Annotated in this window: 16 protein-coding genes; 1 reads left to right on the top strand and 15 read right to left on the bottom strand. The window is 45.0% G+C overall.

All coding sequences use genetic code 11. From position 1 onward, the window contains the following. The first annotated feature begins 91 nt into the window (after positions 1-91). On the top strand, positions 92-4,372 hold the full coding sequence (locus tag BM257_RS11225) for a translocation/assembly module TamB domain-containing protein (RefSeq protein ID WP_177216099.1): 4,281 nt from the start codon (positions 92-94) through the stop codon (positions 4,370-4,372). 194 nt (positions 4,373-4,566) lie between these two features. On the opposite strand, the gene BM257_RS11220 is transcribed toward BM257_RS11225, so the two are convergent. From BM257_RS11220 to BM257_RS11150, 15 genes are all read right to left on the bottom strand, one after another. Further along, complete coding sequence (locus tag BM257_RS11220) at positions 4,567-7,095, bottom strand: glycosyl hydrolase 115 family protein (protein ID WP_092072504.1); 2,529 nt, start codon at positions 7,093-7,095, stop codon at positions 4,567-4,569. A gap of 175 nt (positions 7,096-7,270) precedes the next feature. Further along, entirely contained in the window at positions 7,271-8,467 is a 1,197-nt protein-coding gene (locus BM257_RS11215; RefSeq protein ID WP_092072501.1) for an OmpA family protein, read from the bottom strand. A gap of 179 nt (positions 8,468-8,646) precedes the next feature. Continuing rightward, the gene (locus tag BM257_RS11210) at positions 8,647-10,017 is read right to left on the bottom strand and encodes an OmpP1/FadL family transporter (RefSeq protein WP_177216098.1); all 1,371 of its coding nucleotides are present in this window, start codon (positions 10,015-10,017) and stop codon (positions 8,647-8,649) included. Between the two features lie 160 nt (positions 10,018-10,177). Continuing rightward, a complete protein-coding gene (locus BM257_RS11205; protein ID WP_092072498.1) occupies positions 10,178-10,720 on the bottom strand; it encodes a 2-oxoacid:acceptor oxidoreductase family protein in 543 nt (180 codons plus the stop codon). A 27-nt stretch (positions 10,721-10,747) separates the two neighbouring features. Beyond that, on the bottom strand, positions 10,748-11,518 hold the full coding sequence (locus BM257_RS11200) for a thiamine pyrophosphate-dependent enzyme (protein ID WP_092072495.1): 771 nt from the start codon (positions 11,516-11,518) through the stop codon (positions 10,748-10,750). Between the two features lies 1 nt (position 11,519). After that, complete coding sequence (locus BM257_RS11195) at positions 11,520-12,599, bottom strand: 3-methyl-2-oxobutanoate dehydrogenase subunit VorB (RefSeq protein ID WP_092072492.1); 1,080 nt, start codon at positions 12,597-12,599, stop codon at positions 11,520-11,522. 4 nt (positions 12,600-12,603) lie between these two features. Continuing rightward, positions 12,604-12,834: a 4Fe-4S dicluster domain-containing protein gene (locus tag BM257_RS11190; protein ID WP_092072489.1), complete on the bottom strand. Its 231-nt coding sequence runs from the start codon at positions 12,832-12,834 to the stop codon at positions 12,604-12,606. 15 nt (positions 12,835-12,849) lie between these two features. Further along, positions 12,850-13,053, bottom strand: a complete 204-nt coding sequence (locus tag BM257_RS11185) for a tetratricopeptide repeat protein (RefSeq protein ID WP_255405819.1) — start codon at positions 13,051-13,053, stop codon at positions 12,850-12,852. Positions 13,054-13,060: 7 nt separating this feature from the next. Next, positions 13,061-13,939 (bottom strand): bifunctional methylenetetrahydrofolate dehydrogenase/methenyltetrahydrofolate cyclohydrolase FolD, encoded by an 879-nt coding sequence (gene folD / locus BM257_RS11180; RefSeq protein ID WP_092072486.1) that lies wholly within the window; start codon positions 13,937-13,939, stop codon positions 13,061-13,063. 8 nt (positions 13,940-13,947) lie between these two features. Then, positions 13,948-15,300 carry a signal recognition particle protein gene (gene ffh, locus BM257_RS11175; RefSeq protein ID WP_092072483.1) on the bottom strand — a complete coding sequence of 451 codons (1,353 nt, stop codon included), beginning with the start codon at positions 15,298-15,300 and terminating at the stop codon, positions 13,948-13,950. 91 nt (positions 15,301-15,391) lie between these two features. Beyond that, positions 15,392-16,084, bottom strand: coding sequence for a hypothetical protein (locus BM257_RS11170; protein ID WP_143096838.1), 693 nt, complete (start codon positions 16,082-16,084; stop codon positions 15,392-15,394). 12 nt (positions 16,085-16,096) lie between these two features. After that, entirely contained in the window at positions 16,097-16,693 is a 597-nt protein-coding gene (locus BM257_RS11165) for an epoxyqueuosine reductase QueH (protein ID WP_092072476.1), read from the bottom strand. A gap of 23 nt (positions 16,694-16,716) precedes the next feature. Continuing rightward, positions 16,717-17,529, bottom strand: coding sequence for a DnaJ domain-containing protein (locus BM257_RS11160; protein WP_092072473.1), 813 nt, complete (start codon positions 17,527-17,529; stop codon positions 16,717-16,719). A 23-nt stretch (positions 17,530-17,552) separates the two neighbouring features. After that, positions 17,553-18,215 carry a hypothetical protein gene (locus BM257_RS11155; protein WP_092072470.1) on the bottom strand — a complete coding sequence of 221 codons (663 nt, stop codon included), beginning with the start codon at positions 18,213-18,215 and terminating at the stop codon, positions 17,553-17,555. Between the two features lie 480 nt (positions 18,216-18,695). After that, positions 18,696-19,784 (bottom strand): hypothetical protein, encoded by a 1,089-nt coding sequence (locus BM257_RS11150; RefSeq protein ID WP_092072467.1) that lies wholly within the window; start codon positions 19,782-19,784, stop codon positions 18,696-18,698. Between the last annotated feature and the right edge of the window lie 215 nt (positions 19,785-19,999).

The raw sequence follows: 19,999 nt of genomic DNA, 5'->3' as shown, positions 1-19,999 counted from the left end.
ATGGGTAGTCATCGGACTGTATATTCTGATGATCTCGTCTTTTCATATTCCTGCTTTCCAACAATATATAGGTGAAAAAACCGCAAATCTGTTGGCTGACAAACTAGGGACAGAGGTCAAGGTGGGCAGTATCAATCCGGGATTCCTTAACCGACTCATTATTGACAAGGTGTCCATTATGGACCAACAGGGGAAGGAAATGCTGAAAGTACATCGCTTAGGCATCCGTATCAGTCTATGGGACTTATTTAATGGTAAGATATCCATCTCATCGGCACAATTATTCGGAGCCCATGCCCGTTTTTATCAGACGACTCCTGACTCAGACCCAAACTTCCAGTTTGCATTAGACTCTCTCGCCTCCAAAGACACGACCAATCAGACTCCCCTTGACTTGCATATCAACTCACTGATTATGCGACACTCCAGTGTGCGCTTTGACCGTCTTTATGAAACGGAGACCCCTGGGGTATTTAACTCCTCACATCTTTTCGTAAAGGATATCAGTGCCTATGTTATCCTCAAGACACTCACACCAGACACGCTGAATGTCAACGTGAAGAAACTTGCATTCACGGAACAGTCGGGATTGAGAATCAACAAACTATCGATGCGTTATGAAGGTGGACGTTCTATGAGTCATTTGTATGATCTACGCATCCAGATGCCTAACACAGATGTTTGTCTGAAAGACGTGACGGCAAACTATAAGTTTGATGGCGACCACTTGTTGATAGAATCACTAACCTATCAGGGGGAACTGCCGCAGTCGCATGTACGCCTCTCTGACTTGTCATGTTTCCTTCCCTCTTTCAAGACATTCAATAGTACCCTGACTATCGCCTCCCATTTCAAGGGGAAAGGCTATGACATAGAAATACCCGACGTTAATGTCAGTTCCTCTACAGGTGATATCGATATCCGTTGTAACGGATTCATCAAACAGCTTAATCATGAGCCACAATGGTATATCAACCTTAAAGATTTATCTCTCTCTGCTAAGACCCTTAACTTCATATCCATGAATTTGAAGGGAAAACAAATAGAGGTGCCTTCTGTTATTGAGCGTATGGGAGACATTCATCTAGCAGGTGATGTCAGTGGCAGGGCTTTGCAACAAGTCAATGCCAGTCAACAGATTCGCTCTGGTGCTGGTAATGCTACCGTACATTTCGCGTTGACACCTAAACAGGACTTCATGGGTGAGATAGAAACGACGGGACTGGACCTGAGGCAATTGCTTAACGACGAACAATTTGGTATGCTAGTCACCAATATCAAACTTCACGGCTCTCTTGCCAAGAATCAGGAGAAAGTGCATGCCGACGGGGTTATCAGTAAGTTAGAATACAATCATTATTGCTATCAGAATATCAAAGTGAATGGCAGCTATGCCCAACATCATATCGAAGGGAAATTATCTGTTGATGACCCAAATGCTACTATCGACATCGAGGGACATGCCATAACAGGGCAAGGTAAGAAAGATATTGATTTGAAAGGTTCTATCAGAGATTTCTCCCCACAAGCCACTCATCTCTCCGAGCATTGGAAGGATGGCAGATTCTCCGCTAACATCGAGACTACACTAAACGGCTCAAGTCTGAATGACGCAAAAGGATTTATTCGTATCACAGACTTTTCCATGAGAAGTAGTGAAAAAGATTACAAATTGAACGATCTACAGATACAGACAGGGTTCGATGAGCAAACACACTATATGTTATTGAATAGCGATTTCGCTCAAGTAGAGATACGAGGTGAGTTCGACTATCAGACACTGGCACAGAGTTTTACTAATTTCCTCGCCAGTAAGATGCCTACCATACCAGGACTACCCCAAATGAATCCTAACACCCACAATAACTTCACGATTAATGCTACTGTGCATAAAAGTGACTGGTTACAGCAACTCTTTGACATTCCCCTTTCTATCAGGAAACCTGTCATCTTGGAAGGATTTGTCAATGATAATGTCCATGACATCAATTTAGAATGTCACATGCCTGCATTCTATTATGGGGAAAGTGGCTACCAGAACGGGCAAATCACTATTACTACACCTGGTGACTCACTTGCTTGTAGCATCAATATCACCAAGTTAATGGAGAACGGGAATCACTTCGACTTGAACCTAAAAGGAAAAGCGCATAATAATCAACTTGTCTCTTCATTTGCATGGGACAACCATGCCCAAGAGCGTATGAGCGGTGTGTTAAACAGTACTGCTAATTTCTTCACGACACCTAATGGTGACCAAGTGGCGTTTTTCGGTATTGCCCCTTCTCATATTAATATTCATAATACTATATGGAACGCAGAGCCTTGTACTATCAGCTATTCCGACAAGCGATTGGAAATCAATGAATTTAACGTCCATCATGGAGAACAGCATCTGATGATTGATGGTACGGCATCGGAAAACATCAGTGATTCCATTGTTGTCAACCTCCACGGCATTGACGTTGCCTATATCCTTGAACTCGTCAATTTCGATGCGGTAAGTTTCAGCGGGCTCGCCACCGGAGAAGCTGTTGTTAAGGGTATTTTTGGTAAACAACTACAAGCGAATGCCGACCTTATCGTCAACCAGTTTGAGTTCGAACATGGACGAATGGGAACATTAGATGCCCATGTCAACTGGAATACGGAAAAAGAACAGATTGATATTCACGCCATTGCCAACGACGGCAAAGACGCTATGACATATATCGACGGTTATGTCTCACCCAGCAACAATTACATTGACTTAGGTATTAAGGCTGCTGGTACACATATCGACTTTATGCACTCCTTTACCCAGAGTTTTCTTAGTAAGGTGGAAGGACATTCTGATGGTGATGTACGTCTCTATGGTCCATTGGATGAGATTAACCTAACAGGTGAATTAGTCATCAACGGGCTTGCACACGTTAAACCGACTGGTTGCACCTACCAGTTACGAAATGACACCATCCGCATGGTACCAAACGAAGTGGAATTTGTCAGATGTCCTATCTATGACATCCACGACCGTCAAGGTATTGTCACTGGTGGCATTCACCACGACTGCCTGACAAATCTCTCCTACGACCTCAATATCAATGCCCAGAATTTACTTGCTTACGACTTCCCCGATTTCGGTGACGACACTTTCTATGGAACGGTCTATGGCACAGGTGAGGTATCTATTCATGGTCGTTCAAGGGAGGTTGTCATCGACATGAATGTGACACCACAGCCAAACTCTGTCTTCGTCTATAATGCTGCTGACCCTGATGCTGTCTCCAACCAGGAATTCATCCATTGGGGAATCACCGACCGCTCACAACCTTCCGATACAACGAAGGTAAAAGCAACACTTCCTGTAGAAGAACGCTCTGACTTACGTGTCAATTTCCTGATAAACTGTACGTCAGATTTAACCTTACGTCTCTTGATGGATAGCCAGACTGGTGATTTTATCACCTTACGTGGTGACGGAGTCTTACGTGCCAACTGGTTTAACAAAGGTGGATTCAATATGTTCGGGACCTACCGTGTTGCCAATGGTACTTATAATGTGACCATCCAGAATGTTATCAAAAAGAATTTCACCTTCCAAGAGGGAGGTAGCATCGTCTTTGGCGGTGACCCCTATAACGCAAGTCTTAATTTACAAGCAGTAAATACCGTTAATGGGGTGTCGCTCTCTGATCTCAATGTGGGCAGAAGTTTTTCGAATACTGTAAGAGTTAACTGTCTGATGAATATCACAGGACAGCCCTCTCAACCTGTCGTCGAATTCGATCTTGATATGCCGAATGTCAATACGGACGAGAAACAAATGGTACGCTCCCTGCTCAATTCTCAGGATGAGATGAACCAACAGGTGGTCTATCTACTTGCCATCGGACGTTTCTATCCTCAAGGTGCTAATAACGCTGAGAATTCTAATGAACAAAGCCAAACTTCCCTTGCCATGCAGAGTCTGCTTTCAGGTACGCTCTCTGGACAGATTAATACTATTCTGAAGAACGTCATCAAGAGTAACGACTGGAGCTTTGGTGCCAACATCTCGACAGGTGACGAGGGGTGGAACAATGCTGAGTATGAAGGACTTGTCAGTGGACGGCTTTTCAACAACCGACTGCTTATCAACGGGCAGTTCGGCTATCGTGACAATACCACTAGAGCCAATCCATCCTTCATTGGTGATTTCGATATCCGATACCTGCTGTTCCCCAATGGGAACCTTGCACTGAAAGTATACAACCAAACTAACGACCGCTATTTCACCAAGTCAAGTTTGAACACACAAGGTATCGGTCTTATCATCAAGAAAGATTTCAATAACTGGCGTGACCTCTTTTCGAAGAAGAAAAAGAAAGAAAAAGAAAAGAAGAAGAAATAATCACAAACGAGCCATTTGGCAACCACAATACAAAGAAACAGGTCGCTCATCCCGAGCAACCTGTTTTTTATCCTAACTAACAATCTTCTTACCTATAGAACCACCTATATGTTCTTTATGCTTTTTCTAATGCAAATTTACATCAATCAAACTTAATATTTTTCCATCTTGTCAGGAAAATATATCCCGATGCCTTATTTTTGACCTGAGTCAATCCGACAAGGTGACTCATTCATGAAGAGATAAGAGGGTTGATAACCACCTGCGTCTATCACAAACTTTTCAAAAACGATAGCAGGATCATCGGGCTGGAGGGTGAGCGTGTGGGTATCGCCTTTTTCCAAAGGCAATTCCAACACGCTCTCCACGACCCTTCCTGCCACTGTTGGGTAATAAATAGTGTAGATATTTTCCTTATCCTCATTAAGATTCTTATTAAAATTGACAGTGACAGGAGCACAGCCGTCAAGGGTTACCTGATAGGTCAGTCCACCTTTGTTCAGATAATCGAGAGTAGACTTTACCACCACATGTACTTTGACCTTATCAGGAACCTGTCCGTCGGTCTTAAAGCGATATGACAGACTACCTCCTTTTGTACCTTCCGTATAAGGCATTAATGTTATTCCACTGCGTGTACGTCCCATTTCAGGAATGATGGTCCATACTGTCTTGTCATTATGCTGAGCCTCAAAGAAATGTTCCGCTTCCATTGATACCACCCCATTCACCATAGTAAAGACATAGCCTCCAGGAACAATTTTTTCCATTCGTTTCACCTCTGGTATACGGTCTGCAGGGAAATCATCATTCCAAGAAGTATAACCAATATGCTTTTGTATCATCATTCCATTCCATTTTCCATGAGCTATATTATGGTTATAGTCTGCACATAACAATGAGTCACGACGGAAAGCCTGTTCCACTTTATCTGCCCAGAGATTACAATCAGGATTACCTTCCACATACAGTTGATGGTTCATCGCCTGAGCATAGTACATTTGATATAGGTTCGACATCGCTTGAATAGGAAAGAGTATCAACTGCTTATAGGCATCACGATAACGTTCGTCGAGAGAAATGTACTGACGTAATGCTTCTGCTTCCAGACACATATATTCATCAGCGACCTGTCGCCATTCTCCTGTGTGTATATTATAAGTCCTAAAGTTCAGCATCTCCGCCGTAATTCGACCATTCATTTTACAACAAAGATTAAGGAGGCGCGCTGCCTCAGCAGCCTGGCTCTCACCAAACTGCTGACGGCAGAACGCATGAATATGGTTGATAACTAGTTTTGGTTCATATTGAAGAGGGTTCCATGCCATATCCATGAATAAGGAGATAGGATACTCCATCGGTTTCAAATCACCGACATTCAATATCCACATCCGCTCAATACCATTGACATAGGCAAGATACAGTTGTTCGCACATGTTTTGGGCTGGTGTTACATTCAACCATTTTGTATTACGGGGAGCTCCCACATAGTCAACATGATAGTAAAGTCCCCACCCTCCTGGATGCTGACGTTCTTTCATATTTGGCACACGACGCACATTTCCCCAGTTGTCATCACACAAAAGCATGATAACATCATCAGGAACCCGCATGCCCTTATCGTAATAGTCTAACACCTCTTTATATAAAGCCCATACCTGAGTCGTCTCTTTGGCTTTCTTTCCTGTCACCTGACTAATCATACGACGTTGGTTTTCAACAACACGCTGCAATAGTTTGATATCCGCATCCTCACTCATTGCCTCGTCTCCATCACCACGCATTCCAATAGTCACCATATCCTCCGTATCCTTCATCCGTTCAATACCTTCACGGAAGAACTTATCGAGGTTCTGTTTATTTTTTTGGTAATCCCATGGACCCCATTCTGTACGATGGCGTGCATACTCCTGATGGTTACGCGCCATGGGCTCATGATGGGATGTGCCCATGATAATTCCCATATCATCAGCCGTCTTAGAGTTAAGCGGGTCGTCCGCATAAAAAGCCCACATCCACATCGCAGGCCACATCATGTTACCACGCAGACGAAGAATCAGCTCAAATACTTTCTCATAAAAACGATGATCACCATAATTCGTGCCGAATGTATTTTTCACCCAGGTGGTTAAACACGGAGCCTCATCATTGAGAAAGATACCACGAAACTCTACCACTGGTTCACCATCCGTATATATTCCCTGATGAATATATATCTGATCATGGTGTTCTACGGGTACATCTGCCCAATAATACCAAGGCGAGACACCCATCTGTTGAGAAAGCTCATATATACCATAGACAGTACCGCGGCGATCACTACCTGCTATGACTAGTTGATTATCTATTAATGTAATAATATATTTCTCTTTCTTACCTTGTAATAAAGAAGCATCCAGTTTCTTCTGCTTAACAAGTTGATCAATGAAAACAGACTTTCCTAATGTGCCTACTATAATTTGAGCCTTTGAGGAATTAACCAAGACAGCATCTTGTCCTGTTACTCTTCCGAAATCTTCTGTTAAAGTCTTGGACGCAATAGCCACAGCTTTTGCATCTTTAGCATCATAGCCAATGGTTATCTTACCCTTGGATAATAACATGTCACCTGCAGAAAAATCCACAAAACGAGGAGCTGCCATTGAAATGGTACACACATGAAGAAATAGGAGAGTCATCACACGACAAACATTTCTTCGTAGGATATATAATATATGTTTCATAAGTCAATTTTGTCGTTTCTTGTTTTTGCAAAGATACTACCATTATGCATACTACACAAGCAAATAAAACGAAAAAATGAAGGGATGAAACAAATTGAAAAATAATTGATAAAAAAACGAAAAAAAATCCCCGCAGACTTTTCGTCTACGGGGACTTTTTTATTTTAAGTTTTGATTATTTTGTTGTATCAACGAACATTGCAACACGGTTGAAGTCGTTCTCCTCAGAGATTTCGCTGGTAGCACCCAGACCCTGAGTGGTGATACGATCCTTAGAGATCTTGTAACGCTTAATCAGAGCATTAGCAACTGCAGTTGCACGAGCCTCAGAAAGCTTCTGGTTCAGCTCTGCAGGACCCTCTGGAGAAGCATAACCCTTAACGACAACCTTTGCCTCAGGATGATTCTTCATGTACTTAGCAACCATCTCAACACTTGCATACTGAGCAGCGTCAATAGTGCTCTTACCCTGACGGAAGATAACGATAGGCTGGAGAGTGGTCTCCTTCTTCTCCTCTACGATCTGAGTAGGACGAGCCTCGCACTCAGCGAGCTTCTTCTTCAGGTCGTTGATGGTCTGGTTAGCAGCGTTGATCTGACCGTTCTTAGCGTCAACGTCAGAACGAAGCTCATTGATCTTAGCGTTCAGAGCGTCGATCTCAGCCTGGTCGCGGAGCTCCTCAACCTTGAAGTTGTGAGTACCGTTGCTTGTACCGAATTTGTAGTTGATACCAGCCTTCAGAGAGAAAGCACCGTTGGTCTTCTTACCATTGAAGAGGAACTCAACCTTGCGGAATGGGTTTGCATACATAGGAACAGGCTGACCGAATACAACACCTGGCTCCAAATAAACCTGCCACTGCTTAGCAGAACCGAAGTTCAGAGCGAAGTCGATAGCAGCTTTTGCGTTAATACCACCCTGCTTCTCTGCCCATGCGCGGCTATAACCACCACCTACGAGAGCGATAACCTCAAATGCACGTGGCTCACCTTTGTAACCAGCGAACAAATTGTTCAGGTTCCATGTGCTCAAAATGTCAAAGTCTGTAGCGTTGATGAAAGTCTTGCTACCGAACATGGACTTAGAATCAGACTTGTTTCCGAAGTAGTTGTTGATGTCCAAAGCCAGACCGAATACGGTGGTCAGGTTCTTACCAATGCGTACACCGAACTCGGGAGATACACCCTTCATGAAACCATAATCTTCACCACCTCCCAAATTAGTTCTGAACTTATTCATGGGAGTAGCTACACCGGCATTGATACCGATGTACCAGTTGTCACCAGCCTTGTTAGCTGTAACTGCAGTTCTCTGTGCATACACAGAAGCTGTCATCATAGAGACAGCAAGCATTAAAAAAAGCTTTTTCATTTTCTTACTAACTTAGTTAATTTATAAATAAATCTACCTATTCTCTTTAAATTTGGGTGCAAAGTAAATAAAAAAAACTATAAGTTCCAAAAAAAACGTGTAAAAAGTACGATTTTTACTTCATTTTCTTGATTTATATTGACTTTTTTACGTTTTCACTTCCTTTCTGTAACAAAAAATCAGAATTTATAGTCAATACCGACACCTATTACATTGTTTGTACGGGAATATACATCCTTGCCTGCATAGGGTGTTCCGAGGTAATTATTCTGGCTCTTGGTATAGTCACTGTAAATACTGATGAAATAACCGGCATTCATACGGATCTTCTTGGTGATATTCCAAGCACCACCCAGTCCGATAGACCAACTATCACATGCAAATGAGGTATTTTGTTCGTAACCGTCGCTCAGACCATAGTCTGTACGCTGCGCTCCGCAACTGACAGTGAATTTCTCATTGATATCATACTCCACACCAGCCAGGAACTCATGTGTACCATGCTTCAGTTCTTTTTGACGATCATTAGCCATTTTTGCGTTTTTGTCATCAAAGAAATGATACTCCAGAGTAGCACGTAATTTCGGGGTAAACTCATAGCCCGCAGCCACCGACAATAAAGCAGGCATGTCGTAACGGGTTCTGGCTCCATCCTCATAGGGTGCAGTATATCCACCAAGCTGTGTGTTAAGAGCTGACAGTTTTGCTTGTGCCCCAACAGGATCAACTGCCATCATAGCAGCGATGAGATTGGTGCCGAGTCCGGCATCCAGGACATTAGTCTCGTTCTTTGGATTGATTTTGGTTCTGAATTCATAGCGTGCTGCCAAAGTCAGAGGTCCTTGGTGGTAGTTGAGACTTATGATTGGTGTAAATCCCCACCCTTTCTGGTCAACATCAAGTAAGAGTTTTGCCAGTTCTCCAAATTGAGGATGATCTGTAGCAATGACGTGTCCACGATAATATCCATCGTAATAGTTAGCACGGAATCCGACAGCTGCAGAGAGGTAGTCCGTAAAGCGGTAGGTGAAGTTTAGTTGTCCGCCATAAATATACTGTTTACCTTTCATCTCAGAGTCGAGTTTATACTGATTTGGCATGATGCCGTTGCTTGCAAGCATACTGGTCAGGAGTATGTTGAACATGGGAACACCCTCTTTATACTCTACAAAACCGCCGCTGCCCACGATACCAATCATTGCCGATACAGCAATACGGTCTTTTTTATAGGAAGCAAACAGGGCAGGCACAATAGGAGCTGAAGCCTTGCCATGATATTTATGATGGAAGTCATTACCAAGGAATCCCGGTATCGTCGTCTCTATATCACGGTCTTGCCAAGGTTTCTGGAAATTCAGAGAGAGCTGCCACCCCTCATGTCCCCATGCAAGTCCTGCAGGATTACTGAAGACAGCGTCAATATCAAAAGAAGTACCACGTGCCATCATACGGTCAAAGGCGATGTGATAATTTGTGTTGGTCATCAGTCCGCCGGCACGAACGCCAACAGACATACATAAGATTACTACAAGAGTAAAAAATTTCTTCATATTCATTTCCTTAATGGTTTTCGGCTGCAAAGATACAAATAATAAACGAATAAACCGAAAAAAAGGCGATAAAATTACGGAAAACGAACAAACTGGTCGTTTAGGCATAAAAAGAGGCATGGGAGTTCCCATACCTCTTATACCTTATTATAAATATTATTTATATCTTCTCTATGATCTTTCCACCCTCTTCGATAGCCTGCATATTGAGAGGAATCATAGCATGGTGGCGTTCTGGGAGCGTTTTGAAGAGAGCCTTCTCCACTCCTTTCGTACTGACGACAGGAGCCACTTTGAGGAGACCTCCAAGGACAATCATATTGAACACCTTGGCATTTTTCATCTCAGCAGCTTTGTCCATAGCATCAATACGATAGACAGTGATATCCTTACGTGTCGGTGGATTAATAATACCATAGCCGTCATAGATAAGGATGCCACCAGGTTTGAGCTTAGGTTCGAACTTCTCCAAAGAAGGTTGGTTAAGCACGATAGCGATATCAAATTTACTAAGGATGGGAGAACTGATTTTCTCGTCACTCACTATCACAGTAACATTAGCAGTACCGCCCCGCTGTTCCGGACCATAAGCAGGCATCCAAGTCACCTCCTTGTCGTCCATCAACCCGGAATAGGCAAGAATCTTACCCATCGAAAGGACGCCCTGGCCACCGAAACCACTGATAATTATTTCTTTCTTCATAACTTCTTACAACTTACATCAAACAACTTATTTCTCACTGGTTGTGTCTTTCAAGTCACCTTTCGGATAGTAGTTGAACATATGTTCCTCCATCCACTCATTGGCTGCTTTAGGTGACATTTTCCAACCACTGTTACAAGTCGAGACAATCTCTACCAGACTGCTGCCCTTGCCTGCCATTGAAGCCTCAAAAGCCTTGCGGATAGCCTTCTTTGCACTGCGGATGGCAGCAACGGTCTCTACTGACTGGCGGGTCACATAACAAGTTCCTTCCAGTGTGGCGGCAATCTCAGTGATATGCAGGGGATAACCATGCAAGTCAGCCTGACGACCATAAGGACAAGTAGAAGTCTTCATACCCATCAATGTCGTAGGAGCCATTTGTCCACCCGTCATACCATAGATCGCATTATTAATAAAGATGATAGCGATATTCTCTCCACGGTTCAAGGCATGAATTGTCTCACATGTTCCGATGCAGGCAAGGTCTCCATCACCTTGATAGGTGAATACCAGGCGGTCAGGCCACAAGCGTTTGATAGCAGTAGCGACAGCAGGGGCACGTCCATGTGCAGCCTCCTGCCAGTCGATATCCAGATAGTTATAAGCGAAAACCGCACATCCCACAGGTGACACACCGACAGTTTTCTCCTCCATTCCCATTTCCTCGATAACCTCAGCTACGAGTTTATGGACTACACCATGCGAGCAACCAGGGCAATAGTGCATATGGTTGTCGTTCATCAGTGCAGGCTTCTGATATACCAGGTTCTCTGGTGCTATGATATTGTTTTCCATCTTACATCATCTTCTTTAAAGCTTCTATAATCTCCTCAGGCTCTGGTACGATACCACCCAGACGACCGAATTGCTCAACAGGCAGGGCACCATTAATAGCAAGACGCACATCCTGTACCATCTGTCCGGCATTGATCTCTACGACAAGAACACCTTTCTTTCCCTGTGCCATCTCAGCAATTGCCTTCGAGGGGAAGGGCCATAATGTAATTGGACGTAACAGTCCCACTTTGAGACCCTCCTCACGAGCCATCTCTATAGCTTTCTGTGTCAGACGCGCCGCAGAGCCAAAAGCGACAATCAGGTATTCCGCATCATCACAATAGAGTGTCTCATAACGTACTTCCTTCTCCTGGATCTCCTTGTATTTCTCCTGCAAATGAAGATTACGAGCCTCCATTGCCTCTGGCTTCAATTCCAAGGAAGTAATGATATTCGGTTTACGATCTTTGGTGCGCCCGATCGTTGCCCAAGGACACTCCTTCCGGATTTGCTCCTCTGTGCGACGAGGTTTATAAGGAGGCAAAACTATTTTCTCCATCATCTGTCCGATAACACCATCGGAAAGAATCATTGCCGGGTTACGGTATTTGAAGGCAAGCTCAAAGGCAAGGTCGACGAAGTCAGCCATCTCCTGTACAGAGTTAGGAGCCAGTACAATGACATTATAGTCACCATTACCACCGCCACGGGTAGCCTGGAAATAGTCACCCTGGGAGGGCTGGATAGTACCCAGTCCAGGACCACCACGCTGTACATTCACGAAGACGCCAGGCAGTTCTGCGCCTGCCATATAAGTGATACCCTCCTGCATCAAGGCGACACCTGGTGATGAAGAAGAGGTCAGCACACGCTTTCCAGCGGCTGCCCCACCATAAATCATATTAATAGAAGCCACCTCGCTTTCAGCCTGCAGCACTACCATACCAGTAGTCTCCCAAGGCTTTAGCTCGGCAAGCGTCTCAATCACTTCACTCTGTGGGGTGATAGGATATCCGAAATATCCGTCAGCACCACAACGGATGGCAGCGTGGGCTATCGCCTCGTTGCCTTTCATAAGTGTTACTTCCTGTTCTGCCATCTTTTTACTCCTCTACTTTTTTACGATAGACCGTGATACATCCATCCGGACAAACCACTGCACATGACGTACAGCCAGTACACTTGTCTATCTGTGCCGGCTCCACATAAGGATAGCCATGCACGTTGACACGATTAGCCAATGCGATGACGCCCTGTGGACAAGCACTCACACAGAGCACACATCCTTTACAGCGGTCGGTATTCACCACAATAGCACCTTTCAGTTTAGCCATTTTTTTAGTATTTGTTTATGGATTATAGTAATCCTTATGATAAAAACTCATGATATCGTCGAGCATCCGTTTCGCCTCTACGGCAGGACTCTCTGGGTCAAGCTCTATCGCCTTGATATAGCAGTTAATCGCTTCTTGCCAGTTACCCTGTTTCCGCCAGTCATTGCCTTGTTCGTAGTATTGCCGGGCGGTAGTAAGTTCCAAACTCTCGACTTTCAACTCTCAACTATTTATAATACTCTTTCTTACCAGCGGCAAGGGTATTCTTCATCAACGAACAGATCGTCATGGGTCCTACTCCACCAGGAACAGGTGTGATATAAGAACACTTAGGAGCCACCTCGTCAAATTTCACATCACCATTCAGACGGAAACCGCTCTTACGAGTTGCATCCGGCACACGAGTGGTGCCCACATCCACGATGACAGCCCCCTCCTTCACCATATCCGCAGTCACGAAATCGGGCTGACCGATGGCAGCGATGATAATATCAGCCTCACGGCACTCTTCTTTGAGTGTTTTGGAGCGTGAGTGGCAAACGGTCACTGTAGCGTCACCATACTGTTTCTGCATCATCAACTGTGCCATAGGCTTTCCCACGATATTCGAGCGTCCGAGTATCACACATTTCTTACCACTGGTCTCAATATTATAACGCTTCAGCAGGGTGATGATACCCAAAGGAGTAGCAGAGATAAAACAAGGAAGTCCGATAGCCATACGACCCACATTGATAGGATGGAAGCCGTCGACATCCTTACGATAGTCGATAGCCTCGATGATCTTCTGCTCGTCAATATGTTTGGGAAGGGGCAACTGTACGATAAACCCGTCGATATCACCATTCTTATTCAGGCGATCGACACACTGTAATAGTTCTTCCTCCGTGATATCATCCTCGTAGCGGATGAGTGTCGACTTGAAGCCGCAAGCCTCACAGGCAAGCACTTTATTCTTCACGTAAGTCTCGCTGCCACCATCGTGACCTACGAGTACAGCAGCCAAATGAGGCTGCTTACCGCCACGTGCCACAATCTCTTTTACCTCTTCGGCAATCTCCGCTTTAATAGCTGTTGCCGTTGCTTTTCCATCTATTAATTGCATATCTTAAATTATAATTTCGGCATTCCGCCCCGCATCTTCATAGCGGCAGCCATCTGCGCCATCTTTGAGCTTCCTCCTCCTGCTACCATCTTCATCACCTTACGTGTCTGGTCGAACTGTTTCATCAGACGGTTCACTTCCTCTATCTTCGTTCCAGAGCCTTTAGCGATACGCTGACGACGGCTTTGGTTAATGATATCAGGATTGGCACGTTCTTTTGGAGTCATTGAGTTGATGATTGCCTCAATACCCTTGAAAGCATTATCGTCGATATCAATATCCTTGATAGCCTTTCCCACTCCTGGGATCATCCCTGCGAGATCTTTGATATTACCCATCTTCTTGATCTGCTGTATCTGTCCCATGAAGTCGTCGAAGTCAAACTTGTTCTTGCGGATCTTCTTCTCCAGACGCTTCGCTTCCTCCTCGTCAAACTGTTCCTGGGCACGCTCTACCAAAGAGACGATATCACCCATTCCGAGGATACGGTCTGCCATTCGCTCTGGGTGGAACACGTCAATTGCCTCCATCTTCTCACCTGTTCCCACGAACTTGATAGGTTTCGTGACCACAGTACGGATAGAGAGGGCGGCACCACCACGGGTATCACCATCGAGTTTAGTAAGTACCACACCATCAAAATCAAGACGGTCATTAAACTCCTTAGCGGTATTGACAGCATCCTGACCCGTCATCGAGTCAACGACGAAAAGTGTTTCGTCAGGATTGACAGCCTCCTTCAAGGTAGCTATCTCGTTCATCATCTCCTCATCGACGGCAAGACGACCAGCGGTATCGATGATGACGACGTTATAACTCTTTGCCTTTGCCTCTTTGATGGCATTGTTGGCAATCTCCACCACATTTTTGTTGTCTGGCTCTGAATAGACGGGAACACCGATGCTCTCACCTACCACATGCAATTGCTGGATAGCGGCAGGACGATAGACGTCACAAGCCACCAGTAAAGGATTCTTATGCTGCTTTTTCTTCAGCATATTGGCAAGCTTTCCACTGAAAGTTGTCTTACCAGAACCTTGCAGACCAGACATGAGGATGATAGAGGGACGACCCTCCAGTTTCAGTTCCACAGCCTTGCCGCCCATCAGGTCAGCAAGCTCATCATGGACGATCTTCACCATCAACTGTCCCGGCTTCACGGCAGTGAGCACGTTCATACCCATTGCCTTCTGCTTAACGGTATCCGTGAAGTTCTTTGCCACCTTGTAGTTGACGTCGGCGTCCAACAGGGCGCGACGTACATCCTTCAAGGTCTCCGCCACGTTTATCTCGGTGATTTTACCCTCACCTTTCAGTATCTTAAACGACCGTTCTAGTCTATCACTTAAGTTCTCAAACATAATACATTATTAATTTTAGGGTGCAAAGGTACACAAAAAAAACGAGACTCACAAATAATGCGCCTCGTTTTTACTCTAAATCGAAACTTTGTTATTTCATCTTCCCTTTTTTGTCATAACCATAGACATGTTTCTGTCCATCCCATGTATAGACATGGCTCACTGTCTCTTCTGCTGCAACGTCGTACTCTGTAATAATAAAGTCCTTGCCCTTACGAGGCAGGTCATAACTATAGAACTCATACTTAGGCTTGAACGTGTCGACAGGACTCTCTACGGGAGTCATCGTCTCTGTCTCCGGGTCATAGTCATAGAAACATACGACCTCTATCTCCGGGTCGGTAGGACCACCCATGAGGATGGCAAACAGACGATGACCATTGTCACAACGCCATACACACGACTCCATATAGTCACTGTCCGTACCTCCTGAGTTCACACACATATAACCGCTCTTGCGGTCTACGATATCCTCGGAATCATATTCCGGATAAGACTTATAAGTAAACTTCGGGTCCTGTGCCTTTTTCAGGATACCACTGACCACATACACCTTCCATACATCATTGAAAGCTTTCGTCAAGGTGACCACGCCAGGAGCCTTGCCGCCTCCCTTTACTTTGATGGGACGCGCTGCCCAACCCTTGCCGACTTTTACCATATCCATATCCTCGTATGATTCATACGTATAGGCAGGATTATACCTTTTATCTGGTTTCATCTGTGCGTTTGCCTGTAGGCAGACCATCGTCATCGCCATCAGCGTCATTAAAACTTTTCTCATCTTTTAAAAGGTCTATTGGTTATTGTTATCTGTTGTTTCTTTCCTTTGTGAGAACTCACAACCGCAATACTGCTGATTATAGAACTGATACTCCCTCAACAGTTGGTTGCGACGCTCCTGCAGTCCTCCCTTTCGCCAGTTCTGATCCCAGAAGGTAGTACCCTCTACTGTCTGTTCCGCGAGATGTCCCGCACGGTTAATCTGTTCCAGGCTCTTCCAACGGGAGGAGGCAAGCGTGGTAGTGAAATACCGCAGTCCCTGTTTCCTTGCCTCTTGCGCCGCCCTCGTCAATCGTAGTGTGAAACACTGTTCACATCGCCTTCCGCGTTCTGGCTCAGCCTCCATGCCACAGATATCCCGCAACCACCCCTCATGGTCGTAATCCCCGTCAATCCACCGAATACCCAGACTCTCCGCATGACGCTTACTCTCGTTCTTACGGATCTCATATTCCTCGTGAGGATAGATATTGGGATTATAATAGAAGATCGTTGGTCTCACACCATTGGCGAGCATCCACTCTACAATAGCAGATGAACAAGGAGCACAACAGGCATGCAGCAATACCTCATGTAATCCATCCGGCACGATAATAGCAGGACTCTTCAACTATCAATTATCAACTGTCAACTTTATAGCCCTCTTGCTTTCCAGATACGGTCCTTTGCCGCATTGATCTCCTGGAATTTCTTCTCAGCGGCTTTGCGGATATCCTCACCCAAGGCAGCAACCTTGTCAGGATGATGCTCCAGGGCTAGTTTGCGATATGCTTTCTTCACCTCCTCGTCTGTTGCATTGGGTGACACACCAAGTACCTGATAGGCAGAGGCAAGGTCGTCCTTACCTAATCCCATCATCGAGTCGACTTCATCAGCAGACATCCGCATCCACTGGGCGCACTCCTTCAATGCCATGATCTCACTCTGAGGCACCTTGCCGTCAGCCTGTGCCACCATCACGAGGAAGTTCAGCAGTTGCAGGCGCTGGGAATAATCCATATTTCGGGATATCTGCTGACAACAGTCCGCCACAGTCTGTCGGAAGTTCTGCATCCCTACCCTTTTCTGCTCGTCGAAGAGTTTCTTCAGGATGTCATTACCTTGAACGACAGCTTGTTCACCGAAGTTCTGACGCAGCATCTGGCGCACCATCTCCATCTCTGAGTGCATCACCTTGCCGTCAGCCTTCATAATATAAGAGGAGAGGACGAGCATCGAGAACAGGAAACTGTTACGCTGACCATAGTCTGTGCGCTGTCTTGTCTGCTGATAATTATTTGCCGCCTGTTGTCCGAAAGGATTCTCGAACGTTCCTTGCGTCTCTGGTGTATTGACGGAATCCATCATCGAGTCGAAGAACTTACCCAACACGATACCAGCCAGCGCACCTAACGGTCCTGCCGTCATCCATCCCAGGAAACCACCTATCCAAGCTCCAAATGCCATATCTTATCTCTATCAACTATCAACTAATACTCATGCCACCATGCCGACTGGTTCTGTTCCTCACGCTCCAAGTCGTCAATCAGACACTCAGCCAGTTTATACACCACTTCCTGAGGCACCAGGAGACGAGGGTCGTCACTATGGGGATTGATAGAGGCAAGGAAATGAGGAACCTCTCCCTTGTAGACCTCCTTCATACGAAGGTTGTTATCATTGACACCCGAGCAGCTATAGGTGATATTCGCCAGACGGTCACAGAGCTTGACGAAAGGCGCATAAGGGGTCTTGCGGATTCCCTTGTAGTATTCCTCTCCTGCCCGTTCTGCACGAGTACGCCCTTTATCATTGGTCAGCGCATAGGCTATCTCCGTCGCCATCAATGCCTGTTCCTCAGTCATCATCCCACGAGCTGTCTTCAACACGTCATTATAGGTCAGACGGGCATCCTCGATACTGTCGTGATAATAACCACCAAAGAACAATGGAAGGAGATCTTCCTCCCTTGCACATACCAAATGACCAAAGTCCCTGATTCCGTTTACTACCATATCCAAATGATAACCATAAGGTAACTCATCTCCATAGGTCTGGTTCACACTACGATGTAACTCATGAGCCGACTCTCTGATGCGTTCTATCTGTTCGGCATACTTCGTCATCAATGCCTCGTATTCTGCTCTTGTCATTTATTTGTCATTTATTTGCTGCAAATTTACAAAGAAATCGTTAATCTACAAAAATAGTAGAAGAAAAAATGCATTCTCTCGTTTTTTCGTAACTTGGGTTTTGCAGAATTTCCCCTCTTGTCTTCGTCCATGCAGATATCATGGCGAAAGTTTAAAGCCTTTAATTAATTCGTTTGGAGGCTTAAATCACCTCGTTTGAAGCCTTTATTTATCGGCGTTTCAGCCACATCAAGTGATTTAAGTGATTCTATAATACACGAATTATATATATAGCAAAAATAATTATGGGGATAATTAATTTAGTAATATATAGATTTACAAAAAATACAATCACTTAAATCACTTTTTTATCAAAATAGCGATGCAAATCACTCATTATCAACAAGTTTCGACATTTTTATATCTATCGTTTTAGATGACACTATATATTTATTGTACCGAATTCGGTACATTTAGAAATATGGCTGGTAGTAATGACACTTACCTGTTCCTATGTCCCTCAAGGTGAACCGTACCATCATGAGTAAAGCGTGAAATTTCCAATGCAATCAGATTCATTTGTGCACATTGTGCGGCTGATAGCTTACGCTTATCATTATGATGCTCCCATGGCGACAGGATAAGCAGCACACCTTTGGCACATGCGTAAAACTGTTCACCATAAGGCTTCGACAGGGGCGTGAAACCATTTTCCACTATCACGATAGTCGGGAAGCCTGCATCAAAGACTGCTCTCATCACTCGCTTCTCACCAGGGGATATGGCTGGCGATACCAACACTGAGCCCTTTCTTGCCTCCTCAAAATACTGCGAGACAACAGTCTGTATCTCATTCTCACTCAGCCGACGAGACACACGGACTGCCATGAGCTTTCGAGCTTTCAACAATTCTCTGTTCCCAACTCCACTGAATCGGTGCTCCCCTATGTCGAAATTAAAGAAAGGATACAACCATTCTGGGTGTGCGCGCTTCATCAACAAGCGGCGTGGGTTGTCACGCAGATAGTTCAGCCATGTGGGAAACTCGTCGTAAGAACGGAGTATAAGGTCGTTATAACCCTTCGCAAAGAGTGGCTGATAAGACGCTGTCCCTTGTGACGGCACAGCCGACACCTGCAAGCAACTGGCTGTCTCTTTCTCTGTATGTTGCGGTTTCACCGCAGCATGCAATGCCTTTTCCACCCTTCGGCAACCTGTCTTGAACCCCGAGATCACCTGCCCTAAATGGATGGGCAGCTGCTCTCTCACAAAGAGAATGCCGTGCATATGGTCAGGCATCATCTGCACTGCCATCACCTCTATTTGTGGATAATAGCCATGAATACCATACCATTCGCTCTGCACAGCCTCTCCCAGTTCTGAGAGCAATATACGAGGTTCGTCATTGCTACCCTTCGGAGCATAGGCATCGCCCACCACCTGCCCAAACAAGGGGCGTCGCCCTTCTACCTCCAAGGTGATCATATACATACGGCGTTCCATATAGTCATGATGGTCGTCACGACGTTTCATCGAGGGCTTCTTCTCCCCCGCATGTACCTTCTTAGCAGCAATCTGTTCCTCCGTCATACTGGATGGCGAAATTACAAAGAAAATCTGACATAACCAATTTTCTTCCCCTTTTTTGTTGCTGGTGGATGAAATAAGGAAAGACAGGAACGAGAAAAACATGGGGACTGCATGATCCACTTTAGCCCTGTACACAACCCCATAACTGATTTATCATCTGGATAGCATTGCTTTCTTTTGCTAATTGTGAGTAACAACGAGGTAACAACGGTGAC

The organism is Prevotella sp. tf2-5 (genome assembly GCF_900115435.1).
Taxonomy (GTDB): Bacteria; Bacteroidota; Bacteroidia; order Bacteroidales; family Bacteroidaceae; genus Prevotella.
Note: the sequence above shows the minus strand (reverse complement) of the source record. Positions and strands in the feature narration are given on the sequence as shown.

Bases quoted from the DNA above. Each gene is read 5' to 3' on its own strand.
- BM257_RS11195 (WP_092072492.1), bottom strand. From the start codon at position 12,599: ATGGCAGAACAGGAAGTAACACTTATGAAAGGCAACGAGGCGATAGCC.
- ffh (WP_092072483.1), bottom strand. From the start codon at position 15,300: ATGTTTGAGAACTTAAGTGATAGACTAGAACGGTCGTTTAAGATACTG.
- BM257_RS11200 (WP_092072495.1), bottom strand. From the start codon at position 11,518: ATGGAAAACAATATCATAGCACCAGAGAACCTGGTATATCAGAAGCCT.
- BM257_RS11190 (WP_092072489.1), bottom strand. From the start codon at position 12,834: ATGGCTAAACTGAAAGGTGCTATTGTGGTGAATACCGACCGCTGTAAA.
- BM257_RS11215 (WP_092072501.1), bottom strand. From the start codon at position 8,467: ATGAAAAAGCTTTTTTTAATGCTTGCTGTCTCTATGATGACAGCTTCT.
- BM257_RS11160 (WP_092072473.1), bottom strand. From the start codon at position 17,529: ATGGCATTTGGAGCTTGGATAGGTGGTTTCCTGGGATGGATGACGGCA.
- BM257_RS11220 (WP_092072504.1), bottom strand. From the start codon at position 7,095: ATGAAACATATATTATATATCCTACGAAGAAATGTTTGTCGTGTGATG.
- BM257_RS11205 (WP_092072498.1), bottom strand. From the start codon at position 10,720: ATGAAGAAAGAAATAATTATCAGTGGTTTCGGTGGCCAGGGCGTCCTT.
- folD (WP_092072486.1), bottom strand. From the start codon at position 13,939: ATGCAATTAATAGATGGAAAAGCAACGGCAACAGCTATTAAAGCGGAG.
- BM257_RS11170 (WP_143096838.1), bottom strand. From the start codon at position 16,084: ATGAGAAAAGTTTTAATGACGCTGATGGCGATGACGATGGTCTGCCTA.
- BM257_RS11150 (WP_092072467.1), bottom strand. From the start codon at position 19,784: ATGACGGAGGAACAGATTGCTGCTAAGAAGGTACATGCGGGGGAGAAG.
- BM257_RS11210 (WP_177216098.1), bottom strand. From the start codon at position 10,017: ATGAAGAAATTTTTTACTCTTGTAGTAATCTTATGTATGTCTGTTGGC.
- BM257_RS11155 (WP_092072470.1), bottom strand. From the start codon at position 18,215: ATGACAAGAGCAGAATACGAGGCATTGATGACGAAGTATGCCGAACAG.